Origin of the sequence: Paenibacillus andongensis, assembly GCF_025369935.1 — a bacterium.
GTDB classification, from domain to species: domain Bacteria; phylum Bacillota; class Bacilli; order Paenibacillales; family NBRC-103111; genus Paenibacillus_E; species Paenibacillus_E andongensis.
Map to the genome: position 1 here is coordinate 812,024 of NZ_CP104467.1, position 12,811 is coordinate 824,834.

At 43.9% G+C, this 12,811-nt stretch carries 5 protein-coding genes; all 5 read left to right on the forward strand.

What is annotated here, in order from left to right; all coding sequences use genetic code 11:
* Positions 1 to 64: 64 nt before the first annotated feature.
* On the forward strand, positions 65 to 1,027 hold the full coding sequence (locus tag NYR53_RS03685) for a helix-turn-helix transcriptional regulator (protein WP_261303979.1): 963 nt from the start codon (positions 65 to 67) through the stop codon (positions 1,025 to 1,027).
* A gap of 63 nt (positions 1,028 to 1,090) precedes the next feature.
* Positions 1,091 to 3,958, forward strand: coding sequence for a PD-(D/E)XK nuclease family protein (locus NYR53_RS03690; protein WP_261303980.1), 2,868 nt, complete (start codon positions 1,091 to 1,093; stop codon positions 3,956 to 3,958).
* The gene (locus NYR53_RS03695) at positions 3,951 to 7,208 is read left to right on the forward strand and encodes a UvrD-helicase domain-containing protein (protein WP_261303981.1); all 3,258 of its coding nucleotides are present in this window, start codon (positions 3,951 to 3,953) and stop codon (positions 7,206 to 7,208) included. Before NYR53_RS03690 ends, NYR53_RS03695 begins: the two co-directional genes overlap by 8 nt.
* 74 nt (positions 7,209 to 7,282) lie before the next feature.
* The gene (locus NYR53_RS03700) at positions 7,283 to 8,164 is read left to right on the forward strand and encodes a hypothetical protein (RefSeq protein ID WP_261303982.1); all 882 of its coding nucleotides are present in this window, start codon (positions 7,283 to 7,285) and stop codon (positions 8,162 to 8,164) included.
* Between the two features lie 432 nt (positions 8,165 to 8,596).
* Positions 8,597 to 12,769 (forward strand): sigma factor-like helix-turn-helix DNA-binding protein, encoded by a 4,173-nt coding sequence (locus NYR53_RS03705; protein ID WP_261303983.1) that lies wholly within the window; start codon positions 8,597 to 8,599, stop codon positions 12,767 to 12,769.
* The last annotated feature ends 42 nt before the right edge of the window (positions 12,770 to 12,811 follow it).

Genomic DNA, 12,811 nt, shown 5'->3' on the forward strand with positions numbered 1-12,811 from the left:
CATAGGTCGAATTTACTGAAATTAGTACTTTTAGATCATGTGAATGTGAAGGAGACAACAAGACGTGACTGAACGATTAATTCGATTGATGCGTATTATTAATTTGATACAATCCAAACCGGGCATTTTGGCAAGGGAGTTGGCAGAACGATGCGAGACAGCGGAGAGGACCATCTATCGCGATCTTGAAGCGCTTCATGCGATGAATATCCCAATTTCGAATTACGGCCATGGCAAAGGCTATGCATTTATCAGTAATTTCTCCATGTATCCGCTAGATTGGACGGAGCAGGAAGCGTTGTCGTTCTCCATGATGCCTTCTGTTTTGGAACAAATCAAACCTTTGCTCCCGGAAGGCTTTGATTCTGCTTTTGAAAAGGTTATGGGCGTACATCAAAAGGAAAAGTCGAAAAGAGCCGATATTGTGCAGCATGTCACGGATGTCATTCAAATGGGTACACCTGCCTACCGTGAAGACGGAACTTCGTTTCTCTACGATATTATTCAGGCATCTCTCTCTCAGCAAACGATACAAACCGTTTACTATACACAGAGTCGCAATGAGGAGTCTCAAAGAAGTATCGATCCTTACTATTTGGTGCCACGGGACCACCGCTTCTACTTGATTGGCTATTGTCATTCGGCTGGTGACATTCGAACCTTCCGGATCAGCCGATTTCGTGATGTAAAGTTGCTTAATCAATCATTTGATAAAGGCGATTTTAATTTAAGATCGTACATGAAAAATACATGGTCCATCGAGCGTGGGGAAGAACAAATTAGGTTTAAAGTTAAGTTTCACGCGGATATAGCTCGTTATGTTAAGGAAGAGGAGCTTTTTGTGAAGCCGAAAATGACCCCTCAGAAGGATGGAAGTCTTTTGTTTGAAGTAACGGTCAATCATGAGCGTGAGTTTATGAATTGGGTCAGTCAATACGGTCCGGATGCGGAAATTTTGGAGCCGAAGTCTTATCGGGAAGTCATGCGGCAGAAGCTGGAGCGTTGGAAAACCTTGTACGAAGCTTGAATAGGATGGATGGAGGGATGAGATCTGGATTCATTGACGCGTATTCAACAGTTGTATGAGATCATGAACAAGAATCCTTTGCAGCGTAAGGTGCTACTTGTACCAAGTCTTGCGCAGGGACATCAATGGCTGGAACAGATAAGCCGAGTGTATGGGCCGGTATTAAACACCGAGGTGCGAACGCTGGAATCATGGTCAATGGAACGCCTCAAGCTGCAATTGGCGAAGCGCAAGTTACGGTTTATTCCCCATTCAGAATCGAAGTGGATCCTGTATAGATTGCTTCAGGAAGAGTCAGAGTCCACATCATCCTATCTCTCAGGGGTTGCATTAACTCCCGGGTTTAACCATGCGTTCCATCGTTCGGTTTTGGAGCTGCGCGGTGCAGGTGTGACAGCGGATCAATTGCTCGTCGAGGATTTTGAGAATGAGAAAAAAGGTCTGTTTGTAAAAAAATTGCTCGGACGGTATGAGGAAGAGCTGCATCGAAATAAACTTGTAGATTTTGCAGGACTGAGTACACTTACTGCACAGGTTCAGCTAACAAATGAGAGCATGATCGTAGACCCTTTCGTGATTCGAACAGAGATGGAACACAAACTGCTGCAAGCACTCACGCGTGGAAAGCATGTTACATTATCTGTTGGTCACGAATTTACGGATCAGCGCGCCAATTTCCCTGTTGAAAACTCGGAATTCTTCCATGCATTGGGGCCAATCGCGGAAGTGCGTGAAGTCATGCGCCGAATGATGGGCAGCTCGATAGCATGGGATCATGTAGAGATCATTGCTTCCGACTATGAAAAGTACGCTGCCGCTATTTATACGGTTACTTCTTCTGTAGGCGTCAGATGTACATTCTCGGAAGGGCTAACAATTGGAATTACGAATGCAGGCAAGGCAGTAAAGCTATACCTAGATTGGCTGGAATCAGGCTATAACGTTGACCCTATTTTATCTGCCCTAAAACAAGGGATTATTCGCTTCAAAGATGAGCGGTATGAAGGAGTGACCACGTCGAGCCAGGTGCGTGAATTGGAGTGTGCAGGTATTGGCTGGGGAAGAGAAAGATATAAGCTATTGGGACACTTGGCTGCTTTGAAAGAAGTTACAGAGGAAAGAAGCCAATCTCTTCTGACTCTTGATCGTGTTTTTCATCAGCTACTCAATCAATTAACGGAAGCAACATTAAGTTCTCCTGAGAAACTGATCCATGCAGTCGTGGATTTTCTGGAAAACCACTGCCTGCTAAAAGAAGAAAATGATTATCAAGTCCTCAGTGGACTTCAAGCATTAGAACAATCTTTGAAAGCTGCCGGTGAGCTATCGATGAATACATCGTTAGCTATTCAGTATCTGCGCAGTGATCTGGATCAAATGCGGATACAATGCACAAGTACGCCTTCGCCCGGACATCTTCACGTTGCGTCCCTTAACACTGGAGGCCAAACCGGCAGACCCTATACTTCTATTGTCGGTATGAGTGAAAGCAATTGGGCTTTTTCCGTTCGGCAGGATCCTGTACTGCTAGACGATGAGCGGCTTAGAATCAGCCCGAATCTTCAGGTTAGCTCTGATCGGGTAGCGCGAAAGATAGATGAGCGGAATAGTCGGCTAGATATGATTGAGGGTCACTGCGTAATGAGTTATTGCTCTTATGATCTAGCAGATCAAAAGGAGTGCATGCCAGCCTTTGAGATGCTGCAAATATTCCGCAGGAAATCAGGTCTAGTCGATGCGGATTATGAAGCTATGCATCAGGATATGAAAGAGGTCGTGGGATATGTTACCGATCGATCTGATATATTCATGGATGCAATTGATTTGTGGATGCCAAATCTTCTCTCGAGCGAATCTCGAATTTTTAATGGTCAAGAAGCTGTATATGCTACTTACTCGCATTTGAAAGACGGTAAATTGGCGGTAGAGGCTAGATTAGATAGTAAGTGTTCTTCTTACGATGGACTCGTTAAAATGGGAGAGCAGCCTGATCAATTGCCGGTAAATATGGATTTCAGCGCTAGCAAGCTTGAGCAGTACGCAAGATGTCCTTTGCAATTTTTTTATAAGGAGATTCTGGGGGTTCGTGTAAAAGACGCAGCGGTCTATAATCGTACGCGATGGTTGGATGCGATGCAGCGTGGAAGCTTGGTGCATGAAATTTACAGTCGATATTTGATGGAGCTAAAAAGTCGCCGCACTCATTCAACGGACCCTATAACGCATGATCAATCGCTGCTGCACGCCATAACTGAGGAAGTTATTCAATTGTATTTGGTTCAAGTACCTGCTCCGAGCGCACATATTTTTCAAAAGGAAGCGGCAAGCATACTGAAGGATGTTGAGATTTTTTACGCGAACGAACAGCATAGGACTTCCATTCCCGTATTTACGGAGCTGCAGCTTCATGGAGAAGAATTGCCTATGCAGTTAGAGTTGAGTGACGAGTTAACCATTCCAATTAGAGGATATGTGGACCGTGTGGATGAGATCGCTCCCCATCGTTACAAAATTTTCGATTACAAGACCGGTAATCCTAGAAAATACAAGCAAAATGAATGCTTTTCAGGCGGCACACAGCTGCAACTTCCTTTATACGGGGCTGCGGTAGAACAGTGGATGAGAGAGAGCGGTTTTGATCCAGAGGCGCAGGTCGTGGATTCAGCATACTATTTTCCGACCGAGCGGGGAATGGGAGAGGAAGTTAGTCGTTCACAAACGCGGAGGGACGACTTGACATCACTGCTTCAAGCCATACTGGGTTCAATGAAACATGGTGTTTTTCCACCAACGAATGAGCCGAAGATTTGCAGCTGGTGTGAATACAGAGTGGTTTGTGGAGCCCATGCGGAGCAGTTTGAGGAGAAAAGGACTGCGCCTGAAAACGCCCATAGACTTGGTCACATTTTGGAGGTGAACCGCTATGCTTAAAGAGCAAGAGCTTCATGTGGATGAGGCGTCTCGTGAGAGAATCGCTACCGACCTGGATACAACGTTCTTGGTAGAAGCGGGAGCAGGTTCGGGCAAAACAACCTCCATCGTGGGTCGGATGATTGCACTTGTTAAAACAGGCAAAGCACAAGTGCGAGACATCGCCGCCATTACGTTCACGAATAAAGCAGCTTCCGAGCTCATGGGACGCTTTAGAATCAAGCTCGAGCAAGAGCTGCGCAAAGCACCGCAAGGTCCAGAGAGGGAAGCGTTGCTGGAAGCTGTGCGGCAGGTGCCAGAAAGCTTCATTGGAACGATTCATGCGTTCTGTGGCCGGCTTTTGAGGGAACGTCCCATCGAAGCGAAGCTCGATCCGGCTTTTCAGGAAATGGATGAGCATGAGGACCAAGAGTTTCGGGATCAATGCTGGGATGACTATTTGGAGAAATTGCGTGAAGGTGGAGAAGATTCCCATATCGATGAGTTGGCTGCTTTACTAGTCCATGTAGAGGATTTACGAGCTGTTTACAACAAAGTGTCACAGTATGAGGATGTGACTATACATACCGTACAGTCGGAAAGACCAGATTTCTTTGTGATCAGAGAATCGTTATTTCCAATGATGGAGGAAGCATTCCGATACATCCCGACGGTTCAGCCGGAAAAGGATTGGGACGACTTGCAAAAAACTATTCGCACAGCTAATCGTCATCTACGAAGTAAGGACATGTCGGATGATATGAATGTTTTGGTCTTAGCAAAGTTGTTTGACCGGACATTGAACGTTACTTTAAATCGCTGGACGGACCCCAAGTTGGCTAAGCAAATGAAGGGGCAGTTTCATGATTGGCAGACGACAACACTTCGGCCTTTTTTACAGGCATGGAGAGAGTTCTTACACCCTAAGTTGATCACTTTTGTTCTTCCGGCTGTCCAATACTGTCAAAGCAGTAGGATGGAAGCAGGAAGACTGAACTTTCAAGATCTGCTGATGAAAGCCGCGGAGTTGCTGCGGAGTTATCCTGAAGTGAGAAGCTATTTCGGACGACGGTATAGCCGGCTTTTTGTTGACGAGTTTCAGGATACAGATCCGATTCAAGCGGAAATGATGATGCTGCTTACAGGATCTGATCCGTCCGAGTCGAATTGGCGGGAGCAGCTCCCTCGGCCAGGTTCATTATTTGTAGTAGGAGATCCTAAACAGTCCATTTATCGATTTCGCAGAGCGGACATTTCGACCTACAACTTTGTGAAAGAACGAATCAGACAATGCGGAGACGTGCTCCAATTAACACGTAACTTTCGCTCCGTTAAGGCGATTGGTGATTTCGTGAACTATGCGTTTGAGAGCAAATTCATTTTGCCAGGGCAAACATCGGATTTCCAAGCGCCTTACGTACAAATGATTACACAGCGGTTAAATCCTTTTGGTAAAAAAGCGCTGTATGGTGTGTACACCATGACCATACTTAAGCAGGAGAGAGATCGGCAAGCGGATATAGCCATTCACGATGCTGAACGTACAGCGCAGTTTGTGGCGTGGGCCTGTGATGGGAACCTCTTGATTCAAGAGGATAAGGATGGCGATGGAAAGTCGATAACACGGCCAGCGCGTCCGAGCGATTTTATGATTTTGCTTAACTATAGAAAATTCATTAGCCTGTATGCGGAGCTTCTGGAGCATTATGGGATCGCATCGGATACATCGGGCAGCCACGCCGTGTTCGAGGAATTGAACGCTCTATACCTGCTGGCAGAAACGCTGAATGATCCAACCGATCGGGTTCCGTTATTGGCAGTTCTGCGGGGGATGTTGTTTGGAATCAGCGACGATGCGTTGTATCACTATCGACTCGCTGGTGGCAGCATTAGCTTGTATTCCTCTCTAGATTCTTCCGTTCTTTCGGCGAAAAACATAATGGTCGATGAAGCGCTTCGCAAGCTCCGCCAATATGCCGAATGGGTTAAAGAACTACCTGCACTATCCGCCTTTTCGCAAATGATTCAAGACATTGGCATCGTACCTGCAGCTGCAGTTAATGAATCAGGAGCAATCCGCAGCGGTACACTTATCAAATTGATAGAGCTGCTGCAAGGAGATTCGGATGCAGCCATGGATTGGCGTGCGCTAACAGAGCGACTGAGTAAGCTTACGGACACGGAAAGATTGGAATCGGCTAGCCTCTTTGCAGGAAAAGGGGAAGCCGTGAAGATCATGAATCTTCACAAGGCGAAAGGGTTAGAGGCACCAGTTGTCATCATGGCCTGTCCTTGTGGTTATATAGACCATGATGCTGAGGAGCATATTGACAGAATGTCTGAGCCTCCGCATGGTTATTTTACAATTACCAGACCAAAGGATGCTTACAGTTCGGAGATCATTGCCCAGCCGGTAGATTGGGTGAAACTCGCCGAGAAAGAGCGTGAATATATGCACGCGGAAAAGGATCGATTGCTGTATGTGGCTGCTACACGAGCCAAGCAGCTTTTGGTTGTCAGCCAATATCCATCTAGACCAGCGATTGATCCGTGGAGCCTTTTGGCCGTATCCTTGCAGCGGCAGATGGAGCTGGATGTGACGCCGATCAGTCCAGTACGGGCTGAAAAGCTAAAAGCAATTCCGAACGTAGAGGCAAGCTTGGCCGAATGGAAAAGTCGACTGGAAAGTGCGGCAACTCCTACTTATCATGTGGCAAGCGTAACCAAGTTAGCTAAGTCTTCAAGCGAAGTAGTGCTTGTACGCTCAGCTGAAGGCAAGGGAATGGCTTATGGCAGCTTGGTTCACCGATGCTTGCAGGCTTTAGGAGAAGGCATGGATGCCAAAGACCTATCGGATTTCTGCAGAATGGCAGCGGAAGAAGAGGGCGTTGAGGTGAAATGGCTGGAGCAGGCGGAAACAACGGTACTGCAGGTAACTAAGAGCGACATGTGGCGTCGCTGTATGAATGCAAATTGGAGAGGCCATGAGTTTTCCTTCATGACCGCTCGTCGAATGAATGAGAATGAGCAGGGACAGTCTATGACCACGTTGCTTCGCGGTGTTATTGATCTTGTATTTGAAGAGGAAGACGGTTTTGTTATCGTGGATTTCAAGACGGATCGCTATGAATCGCAGCATGAGCAGCAGTTTGTGGATTATTATAGACCTCAAGTGGTTGCTTACGTGGAGGAGTGGGAGCGAACGGTTGGCGGTAAAGTGAAGGAAGCGGGGCTTTATTTTATTGATAAACACAAGTATGTATGTATTTAATGGGCGAGGGATAGAACCGGATGGTACTCGAGTAGTGCTGTTCGGTTCGGTTCTTTTACAAGGAGGAGGCCATCATGCATATTTTTCAAAGATCAGAGCTGCTTGGGCTTTATGCTGGCGATAAGGAAGCTAGAGTAAGTCATTTTGAAAACTTACTCGTTTCAGCTGCAAAAGCAGAGGAGGATCCTTTAATGCGTGTCACCAAATCGGTTAATCGATTGAAAGAACCTTTACAATATTATAAGGATGAACCTAGCATAACATTAGTTACTTTTGCCGCATTATCTCGAGTCGGTTTGGCTGCTTGGGAAGAGTTGTTGAAACAGGCATTCCCTCTTCAAGATTGGCATTCAAAGTTTATGGATAAACCGAAGATAGAGTTGGAAAAAGGAATTTCGCCTAGCCCAGAGATATTAGCTTCTTTAAGATCCGATGCCCTACGTCATCCGGTTAAGTATGTGAGAGACGCGGCGGATATCAAGAAGACGATAGAAGGCGTGACTGATTTTGATGCCGTTATTACACTGACGGAGGATATCATGGTCTTTATTGAAGCCAAGTACACTTCAGATATCTCGATTGATACAACCCATTGCACTGCGAGAAATCAGTTAGCTAGGTGCATTGATGTAGGGCTAGCGCATGTAATGGGAAACATAGAGAGGTTTAATATGGTGCTGCTTACACCTTTCTGCTATCAAAAGGATCCAGGAAGTCGTCTTTATTACTTCAAACTGAAGCAATATCAGGAGGATCTACGGGCTCTAGCATTAGATATTCCAAGGCTCGCGGAGCGAAATGATGATATTGATTATCTGGCAAAAATAAGCGGGAGAGTGGCTTTTTTGAGTTGGGAGCAATGTGCGTATGTTATTCTTAAACACGGAGTGTGGTCGGCTGAAGAACGAGAGTGGTTGGTTAAATTCTATGTCGATCGGCTACTCCTTACAAAGTGAAAAATGCCCCGTTAGGGGCATTAAATCGCCGTTCCAATCAATTGGGCCAATTTACTGAACGGATTGATTTGTCTTAGTCAATTGAGTATTCAAGTGATGTTGAGTAGCTTAGTTCTTTGGCGGCATTATTTTGTTAACAGAATTATGTTGGCCTGAAATAATTAGAATAACTCAAAAAGAGGGTTATTTCCAAATTTGTCGAATGTTATCCAGATACCTAGAACTAGTTCTTCAGTCACAAAGGAGTGCCAAAGCATGGCTTATTATCTGGATGGTTTATCAATTAATTATATTCTGGACACGAATGTCATCTTCAAAGGACAATCGTGTCCTTTTTGTCGATAGGAACATGTGTTTTCTGACAGCTTGCTGTCATAGCAGTAATGTAATATTTGTAGTAATAAAGTTAATGAGAAGAAGTGTGAGGAGAACATGAAAGCGAAAGAAGAGTTATTTTCTTTTTTGCAAACCGAATATCAAGATCTTGCTGAGTTAGCAGCTAGTATTGAGCGAAGTGTTTATGCGGATCCCCATGTTGTTCTTGTCAAGGCAAGACTATTTGGTGAAAAGTTCGCGAAGCTTGTTACAAAACAAGAAGATATTAACGAGGTCTTTGATGTTAAACAGGCAGACCGAATCCACAAACTATTCCGATTACAAGTCATCAACGATGACATTCGAAATGCTTTGGATTGGTTGAGAGTACAAGGGAATAAAGCTGCCCACGAAACCGAATACGGAACTGTTGAGTTATCTTTGAATGCACATAGAATTCTTTACGATTTGTCCTCTTGGTTATTTGAAGTATATGGGGACTTAGATTTTAAGGCCCCAGCGTACAGACTTCCTATTATGGAACGAGCAGGGAGTATCGATAAAGATGAAATAAGTGCCTTAATCTCTCAAGTGTTGAAGAGTACGCTAGAGAATACACTAATGCCTTCTATTCAAAGTACGATTCGTCAAATGCAAGAAGAGGTCATGCGTTCCTCCATTGCAAGCACTGTGATGCAAGTAGAGAACGTGAAAGAAATTGTCCAAGAAGCTAAGAATACGAAACAATTTGAAGTGGAAGCACCTAAACAAATAAAGATAGAAGATTTTGATCTAATCGAATATCTTAAGGAAAATAAAGTTGAGCCTATTGATAAGCGAGATGCCGGTGGTGCTCTTTGGATTGTCGGGGGCTGGGGTCTTAATAAAATTCTATTTCCGTTAAAAGAGCGCGGGATCTATTTCAAATTCACCCCAAAAGGAAGCGGGGCCACGAAGAAAAAGCCCGGCTGGTTTTTGTTAGGTAAAAAAGAAACCTCCACTGAAAATGAACCTAATGAAATCAAGCAGGTAAATCAAGTTGTAGAATCTCAAATCATAATACCAGCTTATCTTATGCAAACAAAGCTTGAGGTCTACGCTTCTGGTCCGGTGACCGAGTTAATTGGACTATGCGGCATTCATTATTTTAAAGAAATTAATGATGAACATTTAAGAACGATTTACGCGAAAGATCAACAAAAATTTTATGATATTATTACGCATTTGTGGTTTCTAGGATCACGATTCACAGGAAAGCTTGCAGGGTTGCTTACTCTAAATCATGAAGAAAACACAATCACTTTACATACAGCCAAGCCTTTGAGTGGTGAAATTCGTGAGCTTTTGCCTGCGAGTATGGCGGAAAGATTCCTCCATTATGGCATTCATCACATATCGCAATTGAATCATATTCCGGTTCCATCTTTACAGTGGCTGATGAATGCGCATTATGAAGAAGTGTTCGCCAAACTTAAACCTTATTTCTATGAGGATGAACAAGTAATTGAAGAAGTTGAAGAGTTAGAGGCAGAACAAGAACAAGTAAACAGTGCTACGCCGGAAGTGACGGTGAAACAAGTTTGCTTTTCTGGAGAATATGTCGTTATTACACCGGAGAAATCAGCGTTCCCTATCAACTATGAAACCTTTAAGGGTTGCAACAAATTAGTTTGGTATTTACAAAAGAACGGAATGGAAACAATCGGAGATCTGCCCACAGAGCTTCAGGCATTCGAAGGAATGAAAGGGATAGGTACTAACTATTTACGTAAGTTTTTCGCAGAATTGGTACGTATAGTAGCTGATGGTAAAATGGACGCTAGCCTTTTCATCAAACAAGAGACAGCTACAGCGGATCCCAGTGAGGGCAAGAGAATCAGTTTTGAGCAGCAATATGTAGACTTACCTAACACGATATTAGATGTGAAAATGGACGTGAGGGATTTCCTAACCTGTCCGTTGCTCATCTCTAGATTGGCATTTAATAAGCTAGACACTTATGGACAGTTACCGGGAAATCTTGTTGAGTTAACACGTATGCCCTCTGTTGGTAAAGGAGTGGTCGCCAAGTTCTTTGAACATCTGAAACTCAAATTAGAGAAATGGCACGAGGAGCAGTTAGAACTAGAGAGGACCAGCCTCATACCTCAAGATGAGCTAGAAAACCACTATTTTCAGCAATTCGCCACTTCGATAGAAGACATGATTACATCAGATACAATATGCCAACAGTTGGATATTGAACCCAGGACATTAGACATTCTTCTGGAAAGATTCCAAAGTGTTCAGAATGGGAAGCGATTCACTTTAGAAGAATGTGGTCAAAAGTATGGATTGACACGTGAACGCATCCGCCAAATTATCAAAAAAACAGTATTGAAAATTGCCCTTAGAGGTAACAACTGGATAGCTATGCTGAAAGAGCGATTAGAAGAGCAAAAGGGATTCGTGTTAAACCAAGTGCTGGGGAGTGAGAACTTCAGTGATCATTTGATTATTGAAGCATTGGAAAATGAGGGGATTTACCTTTTCTACGGCCGCAATGTCTTCTCTACAGTAAGCAAAGCAGAGTTAGCTGCTCTCGAGAAGGAACTTGATAGTTGGTTGGATCGCCAATGTAACGGAAGACTCCTTGATGAAACGCAGCTAAATGAGATGCTTTCCTTACGATCTAACGAGACAGGTATCACTGCTGAAGTTATCCGCTTTATAGTTGAGCAGTTCTTTACGCAAACAGCTTCGGGGCAATTCATACTGGCAAACTATTCGAAAGTTGACCTTGTAACCATCGTCATGCTGCAATATCCAGAGGGCGTGGAAATATATAAGAATGCTTCTGAACTCCTAGATAAAGGAAATCAGATCGTTCCCCACTCGTTCCAGAAAGATCGAGACTTTAATTCCGTTGTAACCAGGGATGAACAATCTGATAAATTCTATTTATGGGGCCGTGGCGTTTATATTCATCATTCTTTCGTACAACCTGATATGGATGTATTAGAAAAAGTGGCGAAAGAAATTGCCCTGCAATTAGAAAACCAACGAACCATTTCGGTTGGAGGTGTTTATCGGATATTCGAAGCAGAGTTGAAAGAGAGGAACATTCCGAACGAATATGCCCTCTACACCTTGCTGAGAATGCACTTCTCTACCTACTTTACTGTGCCTAAATTTCCGAAGATTACACGATTTGGAGATACAGGAAGCCTTAGAAACAGTGATTTAATTAAAGAATATATCCGTGAGCAAGGGACCCATGTGACGCGGAAACAGCTATTTGCCGAATTTGTGGTGAATAAAGGTTGGAAGTCGTTCACACTGGAAATTAATTTATCGACCGATTCTGAGATTATTCAAGTTGACCACGGATCTTACGGGTTGATTGAATTCTATGCCCACCTGGATGAATCATCGCTAAAGCAAATTAGTAACAAAATCGAGAAACTTCTTATATATAATACTTCCATTGATGTAAAAAGGGTATTCGATGAGATGGAGTCGGAATGCCTCTCCTTGCATATTAACACCCCCTATTTACTTTATAGTCTGCTTAGGGAGTATTGCCAAGAACAATTCTCATGTCCACGAGCGCCTCATATCGTTCAGAAAGGGATGGAGGAAGAAGAAATTTCCTTTACATCACTAATTGAAAACTATCTTCTGGATCGAGGAGAAGTCGTATCTCGGGAAGAAATACTGTATTGGCTGACGGAAGAAATAGGAACCTCCTCGTTCAAATTGGAGATGGCACTTCGGGAGTCAACGAAGATCTTCTATTACACCCGCGGACAGCAAGGAGAGTACATTCATGAGGATGTGCTTGGCTGGAATGATCCGTTCAAAGAGCGACTCCATCTGTGTATAAATGAGATGTTGGATAGGGCTTATATCTCATTTGTGAAACCATTTGTCATCATTGAAGAGGAGCTTAAGTCAGAATTCCTACCTGAACTGACTGGTGAACTACATTGGTCGCGGGATTTGCTGTTAGATTGTTTGAAAAGGGATGAAAGGTTCCTACTCCTGGGCTCCAAGGGGCATATTGTCTTGAAGAGAAAGAATCCTTCTTTTATTGAATCGAATACGGATTTCATTGCTTATGTGCTTCGCAAAGAGTTTGGGGGATCTGCTCCAGAGGCTAAATTGAGGAGAAAACTGAGAGAGTATGCGTTCTCGCATCATGGGGATCTTCTGCAAGAGACAGAGGCTCTGATGGATTCGGGAGCGGCGCCTTTTGGGTTAGTGGACGGGGTATTCAAGATTTATCTAAAGCCTTTGAATAATCCTTGAAATCGCAGTAAGGACAATATAATTAGAAAATCATAATAGTGT

Coding starts and splice junctions, on each gene's coding strand:
- NYR53_RS03700 (WP_261303982.1), top strand. CDS start 7,283: ATGCATATTTTTCAAAGATCAGAGCTGCTTGGGCTTTATGCTGGCGAT.
- NYR53_RS03690 (WP_261303980.1), top strand. CDS start 1,091: ATGAACAAGAATCCTTTGCAGCGTAAGGTGCTACTTGTACCAAGTCTT.
- NYR53_RS03705 (WP_261303983.1), top strand. CDS start 8,597: ATGAAAGCGAAAGAAGAGTTATTTTCTTTTTTGCAAACCGAATATCAA.
- NYR53_RS03695 (WP_261303981.1), top strand. CDS start 3,951: ATGCTTAAAGAGCAAGAGCTTCATGTGGATGAGGCGTCTCGTGAGAGA.